This is a genomic window from Parvimonas sp. D2 (assembly GCF_035282635.1).
Taxonomy (GTDB): Bacteria; Bacillota; Clostridia; order Tissierellales; family Peptoniphilaceae; genus Parvimonas.
This window is the reverse complement of record NZ_JAYKBO010000003.1, coordinates 83,690-107,468: the sequence shown is the minus strand read 5'-3', so window position 1 is coordinate 107,468 and position 23,779 is coordinate 83,690. Positions and strand designations below refer to the sequence as shown.

Annotated in this window: 27 protein-coding genes; 17 read left to right on the top strand and 10 right to left on the bottom strand. The window is 28.4% G+C overall.

Annotation, left to right across the window (positions count from 1 at the left end; all coding sequences use genetic code 11):
- The first annotated feature begins 13 nt into the window (after positions 1-13).
- Complete coding sequence (locus VJI77_RS04725) at positions 14-712, top strand: hypothetical protein (RefSeq protein WP_323988486.1); 699 nt, start codon at positions 14-16, stop codon at positions 710-712.
- Positions 713-727: 15 nt separating this feature from the next.
- The gene (locus VJI77_RS04720; protein ID WP_323988485.1) at positions 728-1,414 is read left to right on the top strand and encodes a hypothetical protein; all 687 of its coding nucleotides are present in this window, start codon (positions 728-730) and stop codon (positions 1,412-1,414) included.
- A 67-nt stretch (positions 1,415-1,481) separates the two neighbouring features.
- Here the strand turns inward: VJI77_RS04720 and VJI77_RS04715 are convergent, their stop codons facing one another.
- From VJI77_RS04715 to gcvT, 4 genes are all read right to left on the bottom strand, one after another.
- Entirely contained in the window at positions 1,482-2,501 is a 1,020-nt protein-coding gene (locus tag VJI77_RS04715; RefSeq protein WP_323988484.1) for an oxidoreductase, read from the bottom strand.
- A 144-nt stretch (positions 2,502-2,645) separates the two neighbouring features.
- Entirely contained in the window at positions 2,646-4,094 is a 1,449-nt protein-coding gene (gcvPB, locus tag VJI77_RS04710; RefSeq protein ID WP_323988483.1) for an aminomethyl-transferring glycine dehydrogenase subunit GcvPB, read from the bottom strand.
- A 1-nt stretch (position 4,095) separates the two neighbouring features.
- The gene (gene gcvPA / locus VJI77_RS04705; protein ID WP_323988482.1) at positions 4,096-5,439 is read right to left on the bottom strand and encodes an aminomethyl-transferring glycine dehydrogenase subunit GcvPA; all 1,344 of its coding nucleotides are present in this window, start codon (positions 5,437-5,439) and stop codon (positions 4,096-4,098) included.
- Between the two features lie 26 nt (positions 5,440-5,465).
- Entirely contained in the window at positions 5,466-6,569 is a 1,104-nt protein-coding gene (gcvT, locus tag VJI77_RS04700; protein WP_323988481.1) for a glycine cleavage system aminomethyltransferase GcvT, read from the bottom strand.
- 683 nt (positions 6,570-7,252) lie between these two features.
- On the opposite strand from gcvT, the gene VJI77_RS04695 reads away from it, so the two are divergent.
- The 11 genes from VJI77_RS04695 to VJI77_RS04645 all read left to right on the top strand — a co-directional run bounded on the left by VJI77_RS04695 (position 7,253) and on the right by VJI77_RS04645 (position 14,853).
- The gene (locus tag VJI77_RS04695) at positions 7,253-8,368 is read left to right on the top strand and encodes an ATP-NAD kinase family protein (protein ID WP_323988480.1); all 1,116 of its coding nucleotides are present in this window, start codon (positions 7,253-7,255) and stop codon (positions 8,366-8,368) included.
- Positions 8,369-8,722: 354 nt separating this feature from the next.
- Positions 8,723-9,091, top strand: coding sequence for a YtxH domain-containing protein (locus VJI77_RS04690; RefSeq protein WP_323988478.1), 369 nt, complete (start codon positions 8,723-8,725; stop codon positions 9,089-9,091).
- Between the two features lie 10 nt (positions 9,092-9,101).
- On the top strand, positions 9,102-9,572 hold the full coding sequence (locus VJI77_RS04685; protein ID WP_293439481.1) for a hypothetical protein: 471 nt from the start codon (positions 9,102-9,104) through the stop codon (positions 9,570-9,572).
- Positions 9,573-9,630: 58 nt separating this feature from the next.
- Entirely contained in the window at positions 9,631-10,383 is a 753-nt protein-coding gene (locus VJI77_RS04680; RefSeq protein ID WP_323988476.1) for a formate/nitrite transporter family protein, read from the top strand.
- An 11-nt stretch (positions 10,384-10,394) separates the two neighbouring features.
- The gene (locus VJI77_RS04675) at positions 10,395-10,757 is read left to right on the top strand and encodes a winged helix-turn-helix domain-containing protein (RefSeq protein ID WP_323988474.1); all 363 of its coding nucleotides are present in this window, start codon (positions 10,395-10,397) and stop codon (positions 10,755-10,757) included.
- A 126-nt stretch (positions 10,758-10,883) separates the two neighbouring features.
- Positions 10,884-11,219, top strand: a complete 336-nt coding sequence (locus VJI77_RS04670; RefSeq protein WP_009354766.1) for a carboxymuconolactone decarboxylase family protein — start codon at positions 10,884-10,886, stop codon at positions 11,217-11,219.
- A 197-nt stretch (positions 11,220-11,416) separates the two neighbouring features.
- The gene (locus VJI77_RS04665) at positions 11,417-11,914 is read left to right on the top strand and encodes a QueT transporter family protein (protein WP_323988473.1); all 498 of its coding nucleotides are present in this window, start codon (positions 11,417-11,419) and stop codon (positions 11,912-11,914) included.
- Between the two features lie 192 nt (positions 11,915-12,106).
- Positions 12,107-12,679, top strand: a complete 573-nt coding sequence (locus VJI77_RS04660) for a nitroreductase family protein (RefSeq protein ID WP_323988471.1) — start codon at positions 12,107-12,109, stop codon at positions 12,677-12,679.
- Positions 12,680-12,779: 100 nt separating this feature from the next.
- Positions 12,780-13,601 (top strand): undecaprenyl-diphosphate phosphatase, encoded by an 822-nt coding sequence (locus tag VJI77_RS04655; RefSeq protein ID WP_293439471.1) that lies wholly within the window; start codon positions 12,780-12,782, stop codon positions 13,599-13,601.
- A gap of 103 nt (positions 13,602-13,704) precedes the next feature.
- Complete coding sequence (locus VJI77_RS04650) at positions 13,705-14,301, top strand: hypothetical protein (RefSeq protein WP_323988470.1); 597 nt, start codon at positions 13,705-13,707, stop codon at positions 14,299-14,301.
- Between the two features lie 114 nt (positions 14,302-14,415).
- Positions 14,416-14,853 carry a hypothetical protein gene (locus VJI77_RS04645; protein WP_323988469.1) on the top strand — a complete coding sequence of 146 codons (438 nt, stop codon included), beginning with the start codon at positions 14,416-14,418 and terminating at the stop codon, positions 14,851-14,853.
- 199 nt (positions 14,854-15,052) lie between these two features.
- Here the strand turns inward: VJI77_RS04645 and hpf are convergent, their stop codons facing one another.
- Positions 15,053-15,577: a ribosome hibernation-promoting factor, HPF/YfiA family gene (hpf, locus tag VJI77_RS04640; protein ID WP_323988468.1), complete on the bottom strand. Its 525-nt coding sequence runs from the start codon at positions 15,575-15,577 to the stop codon at positions 15,053-15,055.
- Between the two features lie 164 nt (positions 15,578-15,741).
- On the opposite strand from hpf, the gene ymfI reads away from it, so the two are divergent.
- Together ymfI and rpsD are read left to right on the top strand one after the other, a co-directional pair.
- On the top strand, positions 15,742-16,479 hold the full coding sequence (gene ymfI, locus VJI77_RS04635; RefSeq protein ID WP_323988466.1) for an elongation factor P 5-aminopentanone reductase: 738 nt from the start codon (positions 15,742-15,744) through the stop codon (positions 16,477-16,479).
- 111 nt (positions 16,480-16,590) lie between these two features.
- Positions 16,591-17,190 (top strand): 30S ribosomal protein S4, encoded by a 600-nt coding sequence (rpsD, locus tag VJI77_RS04630; RefSeq protein ID WP_029950238.1) that lies wholly within the window; start codon positions 16,591-16,593, stop codon positions 17,188-17,190.
- 93 nt (positions 17,191-17,283) lie between these two features.
- On the opposite strand, the gene brnQ is transcribed toward rpsD, so the two are convergent.
- The gene (brnQ, locus tag VJI77_RS04625) at positions 17,284-18,564 is read right to left on the bottom strand and encodes a branched-chain amino acid transport system II carrier protein (protein ID WP_323988464.1); all 1,281 of its coding nucleotides are present in this window, start codon (positions 18,562-18,564) and stop codon (positions 17,284-17,286) included.
- A 280-nt stretch (positions 18,565-18,844) separates the two neighbouring features.
- On the opposite strand from brnQ, the gene VJI77_RS04620 reads away from it, so the two are divergent.
- Both VJI77_RS04620 and pepF read left to right on the top strand, forming a co-directional pair.
- Positions 18,845-19,498: a hypothetical protein gene (locus VJI77_RS04620; protein ID WP_323988462.1), complete on the top strand. Its 654-nt coding sequence runs from the start codon at positions 18,845-18,847 to the stop codon at positions 19,496-19,498.
- A 157-nt stretch (positions 19,499-19,655) separates the two neighbouring features.
- Positions 19,656-21,449: an oligoendopeptidase F gene (pepF, locus tag VJI77_RS04615; protein ID WP_323988460.1), complete on the top strand. Its 1,794-nt coding sequence runs from the start codon at positions 19,656-19,658 to the stop codon at positions 21,447-21,449.
- A 71-nt stretch (positions 21,450-21,520) separates the two neighbouring features.
- Here pepF and VJI77_RS04610 read toward each other — a convergent pair whose 3' ends face one another.
- The 4 genes from VJI77_RS04610 to VJI77_RS04595 are packed head-to-tail and all read right to left on the bottom strand — an operon-like array spanning position 21,521 to position 23,553.
- Positions 21,521-21,838, bottom strand: coding sequence for an AzlD domain-containing protein (locus tag VJI77_RS04610; RefSeq protein WP_009355097.1), 318 nt, complete (start codon positions 21,836-21,838; stop codon positions 21,521-21,523).
- Between the two features lie 20 nt (positions 21,839-21,858).
- Entirely contained in the window at positions 21,859-22,575 is a 717-nt protein-coding gene (locus tag VJI77_RS04605; RefSeq protein WP_009354625.1) for an AzlC family ABC transporter permease, read from the bottom strand.
- Between the two features lie 25 nt (positions 22,576-22,600).
- Entirely contained in the window at positions 22,601-23,209 is a 609-nt protein-coding gene (recR, locus tag VJI77_RS04600) for a recombination mediator RecR (RefSeq protein WP_009355106.1), read from the bottom strand.
- A 2-nt stretch (positions 23,210-23,211) separates the two neighbouring features.
- Positions 23,212-23,553, bottom strand: coding sequence for a YbaB/EbfC family nucleoid-associated protein (locus VJI77_RS04595; RefSeq protein ID WP_009355034.1), 342 nt, complete (start codon positions 23,551-23,553; stop codon positions 23,212-23,214).
- Between the last annotated feature and the right edge of the window lie 226 nt (positions 23,554-23,779).

Here is a 23,779-nt window from a genome sequence, read left to right as displayed (position 1 = left end):
GATAGGAGATAATATGAAAAAGATAAAATTTCATAGTATTTATTATAGATTTATATTATTTATACTTACTTTTGCCATTCTCGTTATAAATATGATAATAGCTGATAAAAATGCAATAATACAATTCTATAATTTTAATATAAAATTATTGAAATTAAATTATATTTTCATTGGAATTTTTATTGCTATTACATTAATTTTTTCTTTTATTGGTTGGAAATTTTATGTCTGTAAAGAAGGAATATACTTAAGAAAAATAGATTTATTCATTCCTTGGGAAGATGTTGATGCTATAAGTCATGTTTGGATTAATGAATTGAGTATAAGACCTAACGGGAAACAATATTTGTATAATAGAAAATCTTTAGTAATCTACAGAAAAGATAATAAACCTATTTGCATTTATAATATTTCTTTATTAGCTTTATACACAATAAAAATATTTAAACCTAGCATTAAAACCAATGTTATTATTGCTACATTGGCTACTATTTTTAATGTTGCAGTTAATTTTGGAATACTTTATTATATTTTTTATAGAAAATTGGAATTTATAGATATAAAAGTATTTTTAATTTTTATTAGTATTTATGCTATTAAGAGCTTAATAGTACCATTAATAATGGTAATGTACGAAAATAAAATACATGGACAATACTTATTTCACGATAATGCATATAACAAAAATTCCTCAAAAGTAATTCAATTGTAAGTAATAAGGAGAGTTATGAAAAAGATAAAATTTCATAGTATTTATTATAGATTTATTTTGTTTATTTTTGCTATTTTTTTAACTAGTATAAATTCAATAGATAGAGTTAATAAAGTTACATTTGATTTTAAAGGGTTAAAAGTAGAATATTTAAATATTTGTTTTTTCGTTATTTCAATTGTTCTTATATGGTATTTTGAATTTTTTACTTGGAAATTATATATTTGTAAGGAAGGAATATATCTTAAAAAAATAGATTTATTTGTTCCATTTGAAGAGATAAATTCTGTGAGTCACGTTTGGTTTAGTTCATTAGGAAGTGTTAAAGACCGTTCAAGTTATAGTAGAAAATCATTGGTGATTTACAGAAAAAATGACAAGCCCATTGTCGTTTACAATATTTCTTTATTAGCATTATATTTTATAAAAAAATACAATTCAAAAGTTGAAATAAATATTATGTCTGCAACTTTAGCAACACTATTTAATGTTTTAGTTAATACATGGTTTCTTTATAGAACATTTACAGATTTTAATGGTATGCTTAATTATACAGAATTATTTATCTATATTATTATATTTATAATAAAGTTATTAATACCATTTATAATGATTAGAATTCAAAATAAAATACATGGTGATTACCTAGAACATGATGTACCATGGTATGGTTGGGGAAATGACAAGGTTATTAAATTGTAGTTAAATTGAATCGAATATATAATAAAAAGTAGCTTATAAATATAAGCTACTTTTGTTTTAAATTATCTTAAAATTTTATTGCAGAGTATGAATATAGAGGATATTCTATTTCTTTTCCTTCATTAAAATATGCTCCAGCACCATAAACCCAGTTTGGATTTTTAAGTAATGTTCTTCCTTGGTAAATCATATCACAGGCATCACTTTGAAGTAAATATTCACATAATCCATAGTCTTCCAAAAGACCAACAGCAGAAACTGTAAGATTTGCTTTTCTAATTTCTCTACTTAATTCTGCTTGGTATCCCGGATAAACTAGTGGACTTTTTGGTACAACTCCACCACTTGAAATACTATTGAAAACAACTCCGTCTTCTTTTGCAAGTTTTAGAATCTTTATAATGTCTTCTAAAGAATTACCTTTTTCATCATATTCATTAGCAGAAACTCTAATATGAACATCTATGTCAATATTTTTAATTGCTTTTAAAATATCTCCTAAAAATTTATATCTTTTTTCTAAACTACCACCGTATTCATCATTTCTTTGATTTGATAGGGGAGATAAAAATTGATTGATTAAATATCCATGTGCAGAGTGGATTTCTACAAAGTCAAAACCTGCTTGTTTTGCAAGTTTTACAGAATTTACAAAATCATCTTGTAAAGAAATAATTTCTTCTTTAGTCAATTCTCTTGGTGCTTTTTCATCTGCAAATGGAATTGCACTTGGTGCTACAATATCATCATAAGAAGCATCTGCTTTTCTTCCTGCATGACTTAATTGAATTCCAATTTTGCAATCATAATTATGAACTCTATCTACAAGCTCTTTAAAAGCTTTCATTTGAATTTCATTGTATAATCCTAAATCTACTTTTCTAATTCCACCAGTAGGATTAACCATAGTTGCTTCTATAATTATTCCTGCAACACCACCTAAAGCTCTTGCCACATAGTGATCAAAATGTTCTTTAGTCAAAACCCCATCTACAGTTTTTGAATGAAACATACACATTGGTGCCATAACAACTCTATTTTTAAATCTATTTCTACCTATTTCCATAGGGCTTAAAAGTTTACTCATAAAAAACCTCCTATATTTTTCTGACTAGTTTATACCCTAATTTTTTTAGATAATGATTATTTATTAAAATATTTTCTAAAAAACAGTTTAAAAATAGGTAAGAAAAAAGCTGTTACTTTCATAACAGCTTTTTAAAAAATTATACTATTTTGTATATTTTAAGATTAATTCTTTTGCAGCTAATGTTTCATCAGGACGTTTAATTTCTGTATCATGAGGTGCTGCATGAACTATTTCAGGATTTGTTTCAGCTTCTTTAGCAATCTTAATCATAGATTCTGCAAATCCGTCAAGAGTTTCTTTTGATTCACTTTCAGTAGGTTCAATCATCAACGCTTCATGAACAATTAATGGGAAATATACAGTTGGTGGGTGATATCCCATATCCATCAATCTCTTAGCTACGTCAAGAGTTACTAATCCGTTAGGGTTCTTTAATCCACCTAGTACAAATTCATGTTTGAATTTAACATTTTCAGGAAGATTGTAGTAATCTCTTAATTTATTTGCTAAGTAATTAGAATTTAATACTGCATAATCACTTGATTTCTTAAGTCCGTCAGCGCCTAAAGCTAAGATATAAGCATAAGCTCTAACTAATACACCAAAGTGTCCATAGAAATCTTTCATCTTACCTAATGTTTTTGGAACATCATAAGATAAGCTGTATTTTTCACCATTTTTAACTACAATAGGAACTGGTAAGAAGTCTTTTAAGAAATCTTTACATCCAACATAACCTGCACCAGGACCTCCACCACCGTGAGGAGTAGAGAATGTCTTATGAAGATTGTAGTGAATTGCATCAAATCCCATATCTCCAGGTCTAACATGTCCTAAAATTGCATTGGCATTTGCTCCATCATAATATACTAAACCGCCAGCATCGTGAACGATTTTTGTAATTTCTTGAATTTCTTTTTCGAATAATCCTAATGTATTAGGGTTAGTAAGCATTAGACCAGCAGTATCATCACCAACAGCTGCTTTTAATGCTTCAATATCAACTAATCCGCTTTCGCAAGATTTAATTTCGATAATTTTATAACCTGCCATTGTAGCTGTTGCAGGGTTAGTTCCGTGAGCTGAGTCAGGAATTATAATCTTATCTCTTTGGAAATCTTTGTTGTTTTCATGATATGCTTTAAATAACATAATACCTGTTATTTCACCATGAGCTCCGGCAGCAGGTTGTAATGTGCAAGCATCCATACCTGAAGTTTCATTTAGAGCTTCTCCAAGTTCATACATTAATTGTAAAGCACCTTGAGCTCCACATTCAGGAATATTTGGATGAAGTGTTGCAAAACCTGGAAGAGCACACATAGCTTCGTTGATTTTTGGATTGTATTTCATTGTACAAGATCCTAGTGGATAAAATCCTGTATCAACACCAAAGTTTTTATTTGAAAGATTTACAAAATGTCTAACAACTTCTGGTTCAGAAACTTCCGGTAAATCAATTTCGCCATCATTTAATAGTTCAGCAGGAATTAGCTCTTTAATACATACATCTTCAACATCCAATTCTGGTAATTTATGACCAATTTTACCAGGTTTTGATAGTTCAAATATTAATTTATCGTATTTCATATTATGCTTCCTCCAATACCTTACATAGTTTGTCTATTTCTTCCTTAGTACGTTTTTCAGTAACTGCAAACATAATAACATTTTCTAATTCAGGATAATACTTTCCAAGATCGAAACCACCGATTATACCATTTTCAAATAATTTTTTATTTAATTCACAAACCGGTTTTTTAGCTTTTAATGCAAATTCTTTATAGAAAGGTGCATCAAAAACTTTTTCGAATTTACCTGTTTCTAAAAGTTTCTTATAAAGATAATGGGATTTCTTTATACATTGTTTTGAAAGTTCTTTAAGACCTTCTTTACCTAAAAGATCCATATAAATTGCTGCAGTCAAAACATTGATACCTTGGTTAGAACAGATATTTGAAGTAGCTTTATCTCTCTTAATATGTTGTTCTCTGGCTGATAGAGTAAGAACCCAACATCTCTTTCCATCTCTGTCAACAGTTTGTCCAACTATTCTTCCTGGAATCTTTCTTAAAAATTCTTTATTAACAGCCATAAATCCTAAGTATGGTCCACCATATGAAATAGGAATACCTAGTGATTGAGCTTCACCAACAACTACATCAACATTACAATCAGATGGTTTCTTTAAAGTTCCTAAAGAAGAAGGGTCAACAGAAACTACTGAGTAACATTTTTTAAATCCATGTGCTAGTTCAGAAACCTTAGTTACATCTTCAATATTACCGAAGAAATTTGGATTTTGAACTAAAACAGCTCCAACTTCATCATTTAATTTTGCTTTTAAATCATCAATACAAGTTACACCGTTACAAGTTTTAACAACTTCCATTTCAATATGTTGAGCATGAAGATAAGTTTTTAAAACTTCTCTTGACCAAGGTGCAATGGCTTCGGAAACTAAAACTTTTTTCTTTTTAGCATGATGAGCAGTCATAATTGCAGCTTCTGCTAAACTTGTTCCTTGATCATAAAGTGATGCATTCGCATATTCCATACCAGTTAGATTAGAAATCATTGTTTGGAATTCAAATATATATTGTAAAGTACCTTGACTGATTTCTGGTTGATATGGAGTGTATGAAGTTAAAAATTCACTTCTGCTAATAATTGTTGGAATAACAGCAGGAATATAATGATCATAAGCACCAGCACCTAAAAATGTTGTATATTCACTTGAAGATGCATTTTTACTTGCTAACTTAGTTAGATAGTTATATACTTCCAACTCACTCTTTGCTTTTGGAATATTCAATTCTCTTTTTAATTTTAATTCTTCAGGAATATCTGAAAATAAATCTTCAACAGAATTAACACCAAGGCTATCTAACATATCTTTAACATCTTGTTCTGTTAGAGAAATATAAGGATACATATAGAATTTACCTCCTAATAATTTAATTATTTTTTAAGAAATTTCTTACTGATTAATACAGCAGGAACTTTTTTATTTCTAATTTCAACTTGAACTTCATTTCCTATTTCAGCTTGATCCGCATCAACAATTACATTTGCAATAGTTTTGCCCAATGTAGGTGACATATAACCTGTTGTAACAAATCCGATTTCTTTATCGCCTTTAAATACTTTCGCTCCATGTCTTGCAATGCCTTTGCCTGTCAATTCAAGACCGATTAACTTTCTAGGAACTCCTGCTTCTTTCATTTTTGCTAAAGGAGCTTTACCTATGAAGTCTGCTTCTTGTTTTAATTTTACGAAATAACCAAGACCTGCTTCAAGTGGAGTTATAACGTCATCCATTTCATTTCCGTAAAGTGGAAGAGCTGCTTCAAATCTCAAAGTATCTCTACAACCTAAACCGCAAGGCATAACTCCGTCTTCTTTGCCGATTTTTAGGATTTCATCCCATAATTTATTCATATCTTCACCGGAGCCGTAAATTTCAAATCCGTCTTCACCTGTATATCCTGTACGTGAAACTAAGAATTTTCCACAATCTCCAAGTTCAACATTTTCTTTAAATGTGAAGAATTTTATATCATTTGCTAAATCGACATTTTTAGCTAATTTTTGTAAAACTTTTTCAGCTTTAGGGCCTTGTAATGCAATTTGTGCAGTTTCTGATGAGATATTTTTTATTTCTACATCATAATTTCCTTTTTGTTTTAAGAACCAAGCAAAGTCTTTATCTGTATTTGCAGCATTAACTACAATATACATATCATCTTTACCTTTTCTGTAAACTAGTAAATCATCAACAACTCCACCGTTTTCATTACATAATAAAGAGTAAATAACTTGTCCATCACCAATAGTTGTCAAATCATTAGTGATTAAATGATTAACATAGTCAAAAGCATCTTTTCCTTTAACAGTAACTTCTCCCATATGTGAAACGTCGAATAATCCAGCATTATTTCTTACTGCATTATGTTCAGCAGCCAATCCTTCATATTTAACAGGTAATAACCAACCTGCGTAATCTACAACTTCTCCTCCATATGAAATGTGTTTTTCGTACAATGGTGTTTTTTGTGCAGCCATATCAAATTCCTCCTTAAATTTTAATAGAAATCAATTACCTCTCATAAGATAACCCTTTTTCCTTAATGTAATTATAGTATAAAAAAATAAAAAATACAATAGTCTTTTTACAAAAACATAAAAAGTTTTTTATCAAACTAAAATAATTATTTGTATAATTAACAAAATAGATTAATAGGAAAACAAAAACGTTTTTATTTTAACTTATAGATTAGTAATATATAAAAAATATACCCTTAATATTAAAAAAATTATAAAAAAATAGAGAAGTTTTTTATAATTTTATTTAAATACTTTATCTACAGAAATATAATTGGTAAGAAATCTTATAACTATTAGTAAAAAAATAAAAAACATTAATTTTTTAAAAAGTTTTTCAAAAAATTAAAATAAATTTTAATATTTTTATAAAATTTTTTTAATTTTACATAAAATATGTTACAAAAGTTAAAATAATCAAAAAATGATGACTATTTGTCAAAAAACTTTTTATTTTTTTATATTATTTTCTTAATGAAAAAATTTAAGATATATATTCTATACACTAAAATTATTTATTAAAAAAATAGAAACGTTATTCAAAAATATTGATTTATTATTTTATACTTGATATTATTAGGGTATAAAACTTTTATAAAATATTAATTCAAAAACAATTTAGTACTTAAATAGAGGAGGTCATTATGAAAAAAATTGGACTTTTAGTAAATCCCATTGCTGGAATGGGTGGTAGAGTTGGACTTAAAGGAACCGATGGTGAAGATATATTAGAAAAAGCAATTTCTCTTGGTGCTGTTCAAGAAGCTCCTGAAAAGGCAAAGAAAGCTTTAGCTAAAGTTGTTGAATTAAAAGATAAGTTTAAAATCTATACGGCAAGTGGTCTAATGGGTGAAGAAGAATGTAAAGAACTTGGACTAAATTATGAAGTTGTCTATAATTCTAAAGAAAAATCTTCAGTTATAGATTCAAAAGAACTTTTGAAATACTTTTTAAAAAATGATATTGAATTGATTTTCTTTGTTGGTGGAGATGGAACAGCTAGAGATGTTTATTCTGTTATTGAAGATAAAATAGCTGTAATCGGAGTTCCTGCAGGAGTAAAAATCCATTCACCTGTTTATGGAAATACTCCTGAACAAGCTGGAAGTTTGCTTTTTGAAGTTATAAATGGAGTTGAGCTTCCGGTAATTGAAAAAGATGTTGTGGATATTGACGAAGATGCCTTTAGAGATGATAGAGTGGAAGTTAGACTTTACGGTTATTTAAAAGTACCTTATGATCAAAGGTATTTACAAAACAAAAAATCACAAACTCCTCAATCAGATAGTGATGCTCAAGTTTCAATAGCATGTGATATAATTGATGATATGAAAGATGATATTTTTTATATAATTGGTTCAGGAACAACTCCAATGTACATTATGAAAGAACTGGACTTACCATACACAGTATTGGGTGTTGATATAATAAAAAATAAAAAACTTGTAAAAAAAGATTGTAGCGAAAAAGACATACTTGAAGTAATAGGAGATGAAAGAGCTATTTTGATTGTAACTCCAATGGGTGGTCAAGGTTATGTTTTTGGTCGTGGAAATCAACAATTAAGTGCAAATGTTTTAAGAAAAATCGACAAAAAAGACATTATAATAATTGCAACAAATGGTAAGTTGGAGAGTATAACATCAGGACATCTTGTAGCTTATACAATGGACGAAGAAGTGGATAAAAAATTAAAAGGCTATTATAGAGTTAAAATCGGATATGAAAGAGAAAAAATGATGTTGGTAGATAATAAATAAAAAATTAGGCGATAGAAATATCGTCTTTTTTTATCCAGTATTTGAATTATATTTTTTTATAAATTAAATATTTGTGAATATTCTATTATTAATTTTGTAAAAATTTTATACATTTTTATTTAGTACTACCTTTTTGAACTAAAGTGTGATATAATAATATTGTCTAAGGTTCCTGTCTGATTATGCCTACAGAATTAATAAGGGATTACGGAGTTCTTACTTTGATGGCAGCTCTATTATGGAGAAACCGTGAGATTTAAGACAGTTTGCCCACCTTCAAATGCGAAGGTTTATATAATGACAGGAGCCAAAAGACATTTTTAATAATATAATAAATAATTAGGAGGTTTTTTTATGAGCTTATCAAAGTATATTGAACAAAGACGTTTAGAAAGAGAAAGAGAAGTTAGAAGAAAAATAAGAAAAGAAAAGGCAGCTAGTGCTGCAAAAATTGCTGCTGGAGTTGCTGTTGGTGCAGGGGTAGGAATTTTATTTGCTCCTAAATCAGGTAAAGAAACTAGAGAAGATATCGTTAGAGTAACAAAAGACGGTGTTGAATATGTAAGCGAAAATGTAAATAGTGCAGTTAAAGCTGTTGCTGAAAAAGCTAAAGAAGTTAAAGAAGCTGTTGGAGAAAAATATGACGATTTTGCAAATAGAAATATGACAGAAATTTCTCCAGAAGTTGAAGAAATGGATATAAAAGAAGAAATAGAAGAATAGTGAGGAAAAAATGGTAACAATAGATTTAGATTTAACTTTAAGAGTTATTCTTTATTTAGTGGCTATAGTTTGTTTGCTAGCTTGTATTTGCTTCTTTACTAAGTTGATAAAAGTTTTTAGTAGAATCAACAAAATTTTAGAAAAAAGCGAAGAAAGTTTGGTTGCAAGTGCTGAAAAATTACCAAGTTTGGTTGAAAATGCTGATAAAGCTATTGCAAATTCAAACAAAATTCTTGAAAAGACAGATGAAATTCTAGCCGAAACAAAAGAAGATATAACTGATAGTGTAGAAAATGTGAGTTTGACACTTGAAAATGTAAGAGAAATTACAGATGATATTACAACATCTACAAGATTTGTTGCAGAACAAGTTGTTGATACTACAATGGATATTAGAGAAAATGTAGATAGTGTGGTTGATAAAGTAGATATGATTATGAATATCATAGAAACAATTAAATCTTATTTTAAGAAAAAATAATTTTATTATAACCAACTTTTGAAAAATTTCTATTTTTTAAAAAAGATAGGAGGACATTATGGGAGTTATAGGGAAATCAGAATTATTAGAATCGTTGTATAAAATCGGAGAGGGAAAGGCAAATTATAAATTAAATAAAATGCTAATTTTAGCATTTTTAGCGGGGTTATTTATTGCGTTGAGTGGACTATCTTATGTGGTAGTAAATACAGGAATGGCAAGTTTAAATCCAACTTATGGAAAATTTATTTCAGGAGTTTGTTTCTCCTTTGGACTTTTTGCTGTTGTTGTTGCTGGTGCTGATTTATTTACAGGGAATGTTTTGATGGTAGCTCCTGCATTGGGAAAGAGAATTACATTTCCAAAAATGTTTAGAAATTGGGTATTTGTTTACCTATTTAACTTTGTCGGTTCTGTTTTTGTATCATTAATTGTTTATTTTGCAAGTGTTATGACACCGGATATGCTTGCATTTTTACATAAAATTACCCTTGCAAAAACTACAGAAAGTTTTACAGTTCTTTTATTTAAGGGAATAGGTTGTAATATTTTCGTCTGTTTAGGAGTTTGGATGTCCTATGCGTGTAAAGATGGAGTTTCAAAATTCTGTGCATGTGCAATTTCTGTTATACTGTTTTTGATTTGTGGATTTGAGCATAGTGTTGCAAATATGTTTTATCTTTCATATTCTTTTATAATATCAGACATAGGTGCTGGTGCAGTTATATATGATTTAATTCCTGTAACATTAGGAAATATAATAGGGGGAAGTATAGTAGCTATTTGCTATTACTTTGCTTATAAAGATTAGGAGTTGTAGTTATGTTGGAGTTTCCAAAAAATTTTAATATCAAAATAACTTTATATAATGAAGATTATTCATTTGGAAATGGATTATATCGATTGCTTTTATTGATTGATGAATATAAATCAATTAACAGAGCATGTAAAGAAATGAGAATGGCTTACTCAAAAGCCTATAAAATGATAATTCGCTCCGAAAAAGATTTGAACTGCAAACTTCTTGTAGGTAAAATTGGGGGAAAAGGTGGAGGTGGATCAACACTAACACCAGAAGCTAAAGAATTAATAGCTTTTTATGAAAAAATAAATTTAAAAACAATGGAGTTTGTAGAAAAAGAAATTTTAAACTTTAAAAAAGAAATTACTAAAACGGAGAATTAAAGATTCTTCGTTTTTTTATAAAAATTTTTAATAGTATTCATAGAAAATTATTATAATTGATAAGTATTATACTTGAATAAATATGGGTATGTAATATTATACAATAATAAAAGGAGGTCTTTTAAGATGGATCATGTAAAAGGATTACAAAATGTTGTAGAAAATTCAAAAAATTTAGGAGCTGCTATTCCTAATGAAATGAAAGCTTTTAGCAATCTTTTCGGAGAAGTTATGAAAGAAGGAGCATTAACTGTAAAAGAAAAAGAATGTATTGCTCTAGGTATTGCAGTAGCTGTTCGTTGTGAAGGTTGTATTGAAGCGCATGTAAGAAATATCATTAATTTGGAAGTTTCAAGAGATGAAGTAGCAGAAATTGTTTCTGTTGCAGTTCTTATGGGCGGAGGACCTTCAACAGTTTATGGAGCAAAGGCATTAGAAGCTTTTGACCAATTATCTAAATAATTTTATAGATATAAAAGTGGTGTTTTCACCACTTTTTTGTTGAAAAAATATTTTATTTATGTTAAAATTATACGGTAATTTTTATAGAAATTAAATTTAGAAAAATAGTGTTTTGCTTGGCACCCACTTTAAAAATCAAGTGCTGGGGCACATTTGCCCTTTTTTTGTTGAACAAAGCACTCCAAAAAGGAGGAAATATGAACGTAAAAAAAATTACAAGACAGGGAATGGTTGCAGCTATTTATGTTGTATTGACAATTCTTTCAGAATCTTTTGGATTGGGATACGGAAGTTTACAATTTAGACTTTCAGAAACTTTAGCAATTTTACCATTTTTTAATCCAGAATACACAATTGGTGTAACATTAGGTTGTTTTTTAGCAAATATTGCAAGTACGGTAGGAATTGTCGATATGGTAGTTGGAACTTTGGCAACATTTGTGGTTGCATTGATTATGACTAAAATGAAAAACTTTTATTTGGCTTGTTTAGTTCCTGTAGTTGTCGGAATGATTCCAATAGCATTGGAAATATATCTTATGTTGCCTAATCCTGTAGGATTTTGGGGTATATTAGGGGAACTAATGCTTTCTGAAGCCTTAGTTATCTATGCGGTAGGAGTTCCTGTTTTTTATATTTTATGTAAAAATAGAGCATTTACAAAAGCTCTTGAGTTTAAAAAACAAATAAGATAATAAGAACCCCACCCTTCCACGATGCTTTGCATCGGGTGGGTTCCCGGGAACCTTGTTGTTTCACAATTAAAAAATTGGTGTTTTTTACACCAATTTTTTTAAATTAAAATATTTTTTTGGGGTATAAAACATCTATAAATTACAATAAAAAACTAATTTATATAATAAAAATATTTATACTAGGAGGAAAAAATGAGTATAGTAAATAGTTTAAAAGAACGTAGAAGTTATTATAACATCTCAAAAAAATTACCGGTTGATGAAAATAAAGTTATAGAGTTAGTTAAGGAAGCCACAGAATTTACACCAGATGCATTTAATATGAAAAGTGCTAGAGTGGTTGTCGCTTTAGGCGAACAACAAGACAAGCTATGGGATGGCATTTTTGATGCTTTTGGAGGAAAAGTTCCAATAGAAAAGATTGATAGTTTTAAAGCAGGAGCAGGAACAATTTTATATTTTTATGATGAATCTATTGTAAAAGGATTACAAGAAAAATTCCCTGCTTATGCCAATAACTTCCCTATTTGGGCAAATCAAGCAAATGGAATGTTGCAATCAAATATTTGGGTTGGCCTCAGGGAATTGGGAATAGGGGCATCTATCCAACATTATAATCCAGTTATAGACGAATTTGTAAAAAAACTTTTTGATGTTCCCGAAAGTTATATTTTAGTTGCTCAAATGCCTTTTGGCGGAATTGTTGAGCAACCTGCTGAAAAAGCAAAAGAAAATATTTCTGATAGAGTAGTAATTAAAAAGTAATAAATATTATTGTGATTTTTTAAAACTCTTTTCAAATTTATCAAAATGTGATAAACTTTGATTAGAGTTTTTTAAATTTTAAAATTAAAGGAGAAATATTATGTGGTTATTAGATATAATCAAAGTCATTATTTTAGGTATTGTTGAAGGAATTACTGAATGGTTACCTGTGAGCAGTACAGGTCATATGATTTTGGTTGATGAATTTTTACAATTAAATCAATCAGCTGAATTTAAGGAGATGTTTTTAGTTGTTATTCAGCTTGGAGCGATTCTTGCGGTTGTAATTATGTATTTTAATAAGTTGAATCCGTTTTCTAAAAAGAAAACTAAGGAGCAACAAAAAGATACAATTAATATGTGGTTAAAGGTTATTGTAGGGGTCATTCCTGCAGGAGTTTTGGGAGTGCTTTTTGATAAGACTTTGGAAAAATATTTTTATAATTTCCCAACAGTTGCATTTACTTTAGTCTTATACGGTATTTTATTTATAGTTGTTGAAAATAATCCGAAATTTAAGAAACAAAATATAAGAAGATTTGAAGATTTAAGCTATTCATTAGCTTTTTATGTAGGATGTTTTCAAGTTTTAAGTTTAATTCCTGGAACTTCAAGATCAGGAGCTACAATTATTGGAGCATTAATTCTTGGACTTTCAAGAAGCTTAGCTGCAGAATTTTCATTCTTTATGTCAATTCCAGTTATGTTTGGTGCAAGTTTATTAAAACTTAGAAAATTTGGCTTTGCTTTTAGCTTTTTTCAATTTTTTATCTTAATACTTGGGATGTTTGTAGCATTTGTAGTTTCTGTTATGGCAATTAAAATGTTGATGAGATACATTAAAAAGCATGATTTTAAAGTTTTCGGATATTACAGAATAGTTCTTGGTGTAATTTTAATTCTATATTATATTATCCGTTAATATAACTTAAATATTTATATAAAAAGTTAAATAGATTAGCTCTATTTGACTTTTTTTGTTATATTTGGTAAACTGAGTTAACATTATAAAGGAGGGAAAATCTATGAAAAAAAGATTTCTGATTACTGCTTTAATAATTTGTTTTTGCGGAGCTCTTGTTTCTTGTAAATCAAAGGAACAAACTGAAGAAAAACCAAAAGAAAATAATCAAGTAACTGTTAAAGAAAAACAAGTTAAAGAGAATATTAAAGAAGAAGACGAAAAGAATAAGGAAGAAAAGAAAGAAGAAAAGGAAAAAGAAGAAAAACCAACTGAAGAAAAGAAAGATGAAAAAGGATTGAACTTCGTTGTTAAAAACTTAGGAAATAATGATGTGAAAAAAGTTGCAGAAAAAAATGATAAAATGTCTTTTGATATATATACAGTTGGAATGAATTTTACTGTAAAAGTAGATGGAAAAGAATATTCAATAAAAGATGCCATTTCAAAGGGAATTTTAGATGAGGATAAATTTATTGAAAAAATTGAACAAGATAAGAAAGATAATAACTGTACAAGTGAATTATCAAAAGATGGAAGTACATTAATATACAAATATAAAGATTATTCTATAGTTAAATATAATGCAGAAGATGAAGATATGTATATTACTAAAGAACAAGATTTAGATTCTTTAGAAAAAATATTGAATAAAAACTAGGTGAAAAAGGTCAACAACTGAGAATTGTTGACTTTTTTAATATCAAAATTAAAAATAATCATAATTTAACTTTTATTAAACTATGATTTTTTATAAATGAAAGGATGTGTTTTTATGTGTAAAGAATGTTATGTAAATGAAAGTAGGATTACTCCGCTATTAAATCCTATAGATTGTTTGGAGAACCACACTCAGTACATTTGTGGTACTTGTGGAAGGTGTATTTGTATCGATCACGACCCCGTAAGAGATTTGCAACGTTGGAATTTTCCTTTTAAGTCTTTAGAGATTGCAAAATTATATTTGCGAACTGCAGATTACACGATGAAAAAACCTTGTGGAATTTATGAGATAAAAAGTGAAAATGGAAGACTTTCTTATAAGATTTTTGAAGGGGAAGAAAGTTTAAAGACATATTTAAAAAGAAATAAGGGAAAAACTTGTGAAACTATGAAACCTGCTTTTATAGTTGATGAATACCGTGAATATGAAAATACAGAGGTTAGAAAATTAACTTCTGAAGAGGTGAAGAAATATATGTCAGAGAGATAAAAGTTTAATGTCAAAATAACAAGCATAGTCATTCCCCTAATACGTCATCTCGACCGGAGTGAAACGGAGCGGAGAGATCTCCTAAAGTCCCTAGAATATCAAAAAGTTCTGTATTGAAAAATACTTTTTAAGAATTATAATTCCACAAAAAAATCGCAGACTTTTCGTCTGCGATTTTTGTTAAAACTTGTTTTATTACTTAATCAGCTATTATTAAACCATAATTTCCATCTTTTCTCTTATAAAGAACATTTGTTTTTGAATCTTTTGCATTTTTGAAAATGAAAAAGTCATGATTTAAAAGCTCTATTTGTAAAATGGCTTCTTCTTCAGACATTGTAGCTACATCAAAGTTTTTAACTCTTACAATCTTTGATTCTTCTTCCTCCAAAGGTTCAGCTATTTTTTCAAATCTTATAGTTTCTAATGCTTGATATTTCCTTTGTAACTTTGTTTTGTTTTTCCTTATTTGTCTTTCAAGATTATCTAAAACTATATCTATTGAAGTATACATATCATTTGTACTTTCTTCTGCTCTAAGTATTGTACTGTTTGGTAAATAAATTGTAGCTTCAAAAATTTTATCATTTTTAACTGCACTGTAAGTAACTTTACCTTCGATATCCTTAGAGAAAAATTTATCCAATTTCTCGAACTTCTTTGCAGTAATTTCTTTTAAAGCATCTGTAATTTCAATGTTTTTACCTATAAATTGTAATTTCATACCAATACCTCCCTAACATTTTTTATAATTACATAAAATGTAAATATAATGTTACTTATATTATACCATATTTTACCATTAAATAACTAAACTGAACCTTAAAATTTTCGTTTTATATTTTTTTGTGGTATACTTAATTAGTATTTATTTTAAAAGGAGATATTATGAAAAGAGATACTGTACTTATAACTGGCTCATCAAGGGGGATTGGCTCTGCAATTGCAAAGGCTTTGGCAAAAGAAAATTATAATATAGTTATAAATTATAAAGAAAATGAAACAGAGGCAAAAAAAGTTTTTGAAGAAATAAAAACATATAATCCAAATGTCTTGATGGTACAAGCAGATATAAGAAAAACTATCGAAGTTGAAAATATGTTTAATGAAATAGAAAAAGTATTCGGAAATGTCGATATTCTAATAAATAATGCTGGAATTGCAAGTGTAAGATTTTTTCAAGATATTACAGAAGAGGAATGGGAAGATATCTTTAATGTAAATGTACATGGTTCATATCGTTGCATAAAGAGAGCCATTCCTTCAATGGTAAATAATAAATATGGTAAAATAATCGGAATTAGTTCAATATGGGGAGTTACAGGAGGAGCACTTGAAGCGCATTACTCTGCGACTAAGGGGGCGATTATTTCTATGAATAAGGCTCTTGCAAAGGAACTTGGATATTCTGGAATAACTGTAAACACAGTTGCTCCAGGTGGAGTGGATACTGATATGTTAAAAGACTTGCCAAAGGAGAGCATTGACGGGTACTGTTCAGAATTTCCTCTACAAAGACTTGCTAAGCCAGAAGAAATTGCAAATGCCGTAAAATTTTTAATTTCAAAAGAAGCTTCTTATATAACAGGACATGTTTTAAATGTAAATGGGGGAGCTTTTATTTAAAAAATCTTGAAAAAAACATAAAAAAGCTATTTACAAAAGATAAAAAAAGTTGTATAATTTAAACGTGGCTATAAATTATCGCGGCAAATAATTTATGGGGAGTATGAAAATATGGCAAAAATGATGGGACCTAGATTTAAACAATCAAGAAGACTAGGCTTAAATGTATGCGGACACCCAAAAGCTAACAAAAGAATGGGTAAAGGTCTTGCAAGAAACGACAAAAAATTAACAGAATATGGTTTACAATTACTTGAAAAACAAAGATTAAGAGCTTACTATGGAGTTATGGAAAAACAATTCAGAACTTATGTAGAAAAGGCACTTAGACAAAAAGAACGTATAACAGGGGATGCTCTTGTTATGATGTTAGAAACAAGATTAGATAACCTTGTTTACAGAATGGGTTTTGCTTCTTCAATTAGACAAGCAAGACAAATGGTAGTTCATGGACATATGCTTGTTAATGGAAAGAAAGTTGATATACCTTCATACGCTGTACAAGTTGGAGATGAAATCACTTTAAGAGAAAAATCACAAAAAGTTGAAATGTTCAAAGAAAACTTTGAATCTACATTCTTAGGAGTTGTTCCTTACATCGAAAAGAAAGAAGGATTAAAAGCAACTTTAACAAGAATGCCAGAAAGAGACGAAGTTCCAATTGAAATTCAAGACTCATTAGTAGTAGAATTCTACTCAAGATTAATTTAACAAAACAAAGCACGAATTATCGTGCTTTTTTGTTTGTAAAAAAGGTGATGTTATATTTCGAACATCACCTTTTTCTTTAAGTTTTATTAAAAATTATTTCTTTTTAATAAATAATGCTATTATAAATGCAATAAAACTTGGAATTATCCAGTTAAAACCTACGCTACTCAATGGTAAAATAGTTATAAATTCAAAAAGTCCTGTTTGTTCATAAAATACTTGAATAAAACTAACTGTAACAGCTGTAAATGTAGGTAGTTTAAAGATTAAATCATTTTTAATTCTATCTTTAAAAAATGCAAGTATAATTAAAACAATTGTTGGTGGATAAACAACTGCAAGTATTGGAGCACCTATTTTTACAATTCCATTAACTCCAATTATAGCTGTTACTGCACCAAAAATACAAATACAAAGTACAAAAGTAGAATATTTTACTTTTCCTTTTGTAATATTTACTAAATATTCTCCTGATGCAGAAGTAAGCCCGATTGCTGTTGTCAGACAAGCAAGGAATGAAGCCAAACCTAATGCAACTTTTCCTGCATTTCCTAAAAGATTTTGTGTTACATTTACGATAATTTGTGATTGTTCAATATTAAGTCCATATTCTGCAGAAACAGTTGCTCCTAAATATGTAAGTCCACCATAAATTAATCCTAAAGTAGTACAAGCAATAATCCCTGATTTAAATAACATCTTAACCTGTTGTTTAGGTTCGTTATAACCTTTATTTTTTAATGTTAATAATAAAACTGATCCTACTGCTAAAGATACGAAACAGTCCATTGTTTGATAGCCGTCAATTAATCCTTTTCCTAATACACTATCTATTTTAGCAGTTTCTGCAGGAACACCAAGTGGGGAAATAATTCCTTTAACGATAATTACAACAAGTGCAAGAATTAAAAAAGGAGTTAAAAATTTTCCAATAATATCAACAACCTTTGATGGTCTTACTGTTAAAAAGTAAGTTAAAGCATAAAAAATAATTGCTACTATAGATATTGTAAAAATATTATGAAAACCTAATATTGGCTTAATTCCCATTTCATAAGCAGTTGCTCCAGTTCTTGGAATTACAAGAAGTGGTCCAACACACATAATAACCATAAAACTTAAAACTAATGCAGGTTTCTTTCCGATTGGGCTAAAAAATCTCATTATATCACATTCATAATATGTAACAGCCATTAAAGCTACAAGAGCCAAGCCAACAGCAGTAACTGTAAAACCTAAAAATGTGATAAACCAAGAGCTACCTGAAAGAACTCCCAAATATGGAGGAAAAATCAAATTTCCAGCTCCAAAAAACATTGCAAAAAGTGCAAAACCAAACGTTAACATATCAACTATGCTATTCTTTTTGTTCATTATATTCTCTCTCCTTAAAAATAAAAAAACTAAAATAACAAAAAAATACAAAACTTCGTATTTTGTCTAAACATATTTTACAAGAAATTAAGAAAAAACTCAATAGGAAAAACGGTTTTTTATAAAGATTTTTTGTGATTATTCTTAAATTTAAAGAAATTTATTATATTTTTTAACATATCAATTTAATTCAATATTACTTGAAAACAGAAAATGTTATATGGTATAATTTAATTAGGATGGAATGTTTTAGTATTTAATTGATTGTAGGAGGATTTTTATGAAAATAAAAAGAATTATAATATTTAGCTTTTTCTCTATATTGGTATTATGGTCTTTTAGTACAAATAAATCCATATCTAAAGATGTTCAAGATGAAATTCAGGATAAAGACAAGGCATTGTCAAAAGAAGTAGATTTTGCTTCTGATGCCATTGTAAAATTTTATAACAATAGAGATTTGGGAGAAAAAAATAATTTAGAGCTCTATTTTTCAAAGGATGTCCTAAAACTTATGAATTATAAAATTAAGTATAATAATTTAAAGAGTAAAGAATTGGACAATTATTATAGATACGAAGTTACAGTAAAACCTGTAGATGTTGAAAAGTGGAAACAAGATGGAAATATTTTTAACTTTAAATTGCAGGTTATTACTAAATTTACTTATTCTAAATCGGATGAAATTAGTGACAATTCTTTAGTTTTAGAATTTACTGTTACTAAAGATAAAGAAGGTAATTTAAAGATTACAAGATGCTATCAAAGCATTCATTCTGAAGTTGATGAAGCAAAATTCTATGATATGCTTTCTAAAAACGAAGATGTAGATAAATGGTTAAATGAAAATTTTGAAAAAGCAAAGAAAGATTTTGAAAAATCAAAGGATTATTTGGGATTAGACTTTTATAGAATTATTGCTGTTTGTGATTGATAAAGTGAAAATTTGCATTAAAATCGAGATTATTATTTATATTTTAATCTCGATTTTTTGTTAAATATTATTAAATATTTTATAATAAACTAATGAAAAAACTTTTTAAATATGGTAGAATAGATATTGTGGAAGAAAACATTTTTGGAGGTATGATATGAAAAGAAATGAAGTAGATAAAAGTTTAACTTGGGATTTGACTGATCTTTTTAAAACAGAAGAAGATTATAAAAAAGCCCTTAAAGAAATAGTAGATAAAACAGATGAGCTAGTGAAGATTTATGAGGGGAAACTTGACTGCTATTGTACTATTAATAGTTGTTTGGAAGATTTAAAACCTATTTATGTATTGATTGATTTAACTGCAAATTATGCAAGTTTGGACTATGAAACAGATTTAGGTGGAAAAGAACAATTTGAAAGAATGGTTGATTTTGAAAATACTATTGCTCCAGTTTATGCCAAACTTAGCTTTGTAGAAACTGAAATTTTAGCAAACGACAAGAGAATTATAGAAAAGGCTATGAAAGAAAATTCTGAAAATAGAAGATTTTTAGAAAAACTTTTAGACAGAAAAGATCATACTTTATCAAAAGAAGTTGAAAGTACATTATCAGCTCTATCAGGAAGTTTTGAAACTCCTTACAGAGTTTACCAACAATCTAAAATGCAGGATTTATCTTTTGAAGATGTTGAAGTAAATGGTGTAAAAACTCCAATGACTTACAATGTTTTTGAAGGAAGTTTTGAAGTTGATGCAAATACTGAATTTAGAAGAGATGCTTTTAAGAAATTCTACAAGACTTTAGAAAAATACGAAAATACTTTCGCAAGTGCATATTATAGCAATGTTCAACAAGATAAGGCTATGTCTAAAGTTAGAAAATACGACAGTGTCTTTGATTATCTTCTATCTTCACAAGAAGTTACAATGGATATGTACAATAGACAATGTGACGTTATTATGGAAAAACTTGCACCACATATTAGAAAATATGCAAGACTTCTAAAGAGAGTAAATAAATTAGATAAGATGACTTTTTCAGATATGAAAATGCCATTAGATTCTGAATTCCAAAAAGTTTATAGTGTTGATGAATGTAAAAATATGGTTATAGAAGGGTTGTCCGTTTTAGGAAATGATTATAAAGCATATTTGGAAAGAGCTTTTGATAATAGATATATTGACTATGTGGATAATGAAGGAAAAGCATCAGGGGCTTTCTGCGCAAGTCCATACAAAGTGCATCCTTATGTACTTTTAACTTGGTCAGGAAATATGTCTGATATTCTTACTATTGCTCATGAACTTGGACATGGTGGCCATTTCTCACTTTGCCACCAAAATCAAAATATTTTAAATGTTGATTGTTCAACTTATTTTGTAGAAGCACCTTCAACAACAAATGAATTGATTATGGCTCATTATCTTCTTGAAAAAGCAAAGACTGATAGGGAAAGAAGATGGATTCTTTCTGAAATAATTTCAAAAACATATTATCATAATTTCGTAACACATTTCTTAGAAGCATATTATCAAAGAGAAGTTTATAAAATTATAGATAAAGGTGGAGCTGTTGATGCTGAAACTTTAAATACTATTTTTAAAGAAACTATGGAAAAATTCTTTGGTGAAGATGTTGAACTTGTAGATGGAGTTGAAAGAACATGGATGAGACAACCTCATTACTACATGGGACTTTATTCATACACTTACAGCGCTGGTTTAACAATCGGAACACAAATGTGTCTAAATATTTTAAAAGATAATTCAAAGTCAAAACAATGGATTGAAGTACTTAAAGCTGGAGGAAGCAAAAATCCTGTAGATCTTGCAAAAATGGCAGATGTTGACATTACAACAGATGCACCACTTCTTAATACAATTGAGTACATTGGAAGTCTAATTGACGAAATGGAAAGATTAACTGATAAGATAGAACAAGAATAATTTATAAAAGATACTGATTAAATCAGTATCTTTTTTTGCATGAAAAAAGGAGCTTTGAGCTCCTTGTTTTTTTAAATAAATAAATTCATATAAAGAAATGTTGTAAGTATTGATGCAAATACAGTCAGTACCATATTTCTAGTTATATATGAAACTACTGAAGCAACCCCAATTGTAACTACATACATTAATTTATTAGCTGATTCTGCAACTAAGACTTCTCTTAAAATTAGTACAGACATTGAAGTATAAGGTACAATTTTAAAGAAAGTCATCAATTTTTTATTAAAAGTTTTTCCCTTAAGAAAGAATAATGGAAGAACTTTTGGAATTATAGTTACAGCAGCGGCAATTAATGTACCAACTATATAATAGTAATATTTATCCATAATTTCTTATTATTCTCTCCTTATTCTTTTATTTCTTCTTCATCTTCTAAAGTTTCATCGCCGATTAAGAATATACCTACTATTGAAGAAAGTATTATTGAAAAAACTATATCCCAGCCAAGAGGAAATAATTTTGTATAATAAATAATAGCATATATTATTGCTGTTACGATGACAACTCTTACTGTTACTAGATGTTTCTTTACATTTGGAACAAGAAGTGCTACGAAAAGTCCAAGGAGACCAACACTAAAAGCCACTTTTATATTCTGTGGTAAAAAGTCTCCCAAAAAGTAACCTACTATCGTGAAAATTCCCCAGATAAAATATGGAGGAATTTGTACTCCAAGTGTAAAAGGTGTATTTACTTTTTCTTTATTAAATGAAAGTATAGAAAAACTTTCATCTGTTAATAACCATCCTACGATAGGGAATGCTTTGTGATTTACCTTATCTACAGTCGCTCCAAGTGTAGCAGACATAAGGAAAAGTCTTGTATTCAATAAAAAAACGGAAACTGCAATTCCAAAAAGAGGAACACTTGATGTTAAAAAACCTACCAACATAAATTGAGCAGCTCCTGAATATAAAACAAAAGAACTTAAGAAAGCATGCAATAAACCTAGCGAATTAGTATTGCAAAGAATACCAAAAGTTATCGCTGACGGAATATAACCTATCCATATAGGAATTGAATGACGAACTCCTGATAAAAAGTTATTATTTGTCGATTTCATATTTTCCCCCATAAACATTAGAAACCTAATATTCTATCTCTCTTCTATCTTCTAATGCCTTTAAAAATGTTAATTCATCATAATTATCTACACTTCTACCTATAGGAATTCCATTTGCAATTTTTGAAATTTTAAGATTTTTGAATTTCTTTAGCAAATCGACAATATAAAGCTCAGTCAATTCGCCGTCAATTGTTTGACTGATAGCAAAAATAACTTCTTTTACATTATCTTTTTCAATTCTATCTAAAAGTGAATTTACATTTAAGTCATCCAAAGTTATGCCCTCTCTTGGAGTAACAAGACCATTTAAAATATGATAAGTTCCTTTATAAGCCTTAGTTTTTTCCAAACTAATAACGCCTTGCATATCTTCTACAACAGTAATAATTGACTTATCTCTTTTTTCATCAGCACAAATATTACAGATTTCATCTTCTGTTAAATTTCCACAAATTTTACAATGATGAGTATTCTTTTTCATATTTATAAGACTTTTTGCAAATTCAATTGTGTAATCATCATCCATTTCTAAAATCTTTAAAGCCATTTTAGTTGCGGATTTTCTTCCGATAGTTGGAAGTTTTGACAAATAATGAATAACTTCATCTATAGATTTAGTATAATTGTTCATTTTTATAATCCTGGAATATTAATTCCGCCTGTTATTTTATTGATTTCTGAATCGTGTTTTTCTTGAGCTTTTCTATTAGCTTCATTTATAGCTGTCATAATTAAATCTTGTAACATTTCAATGTCATCTGGATCAACAACTTCAGGATCAAGTTTAATGCTTAAAACTTCTTTTTTTCCATTGACAGTTACTTCAACTGCTCCACCACCTGAAGTAGCAGAAACTTCTTCTTCATCTAACATTTTTTGAGTGTTTTCAAGTTCTCTTTGCATTTTTTGCATTTGTTTCATCATATTACCCATATTCATACCGCCACCGTATTTAGGGAAACCACCTTTAGCCATAAACTACCTCCTAAAAATAACTTAATTATTCTAAATTAGTTTTACATTGTTATTGAAATTTTTTTTGTTAATCAAATAACATAAAACTTTAAAAATCATACTTTATAATAGCATTTTTTTTGTGAGAAATCAATAATTTACAATAACAAGATAAAGTAAATTCAACAAATTTAGATATAAAAAAAGCAATATCGAATAAGAAATCCGATACTGCCTTTAACCGACT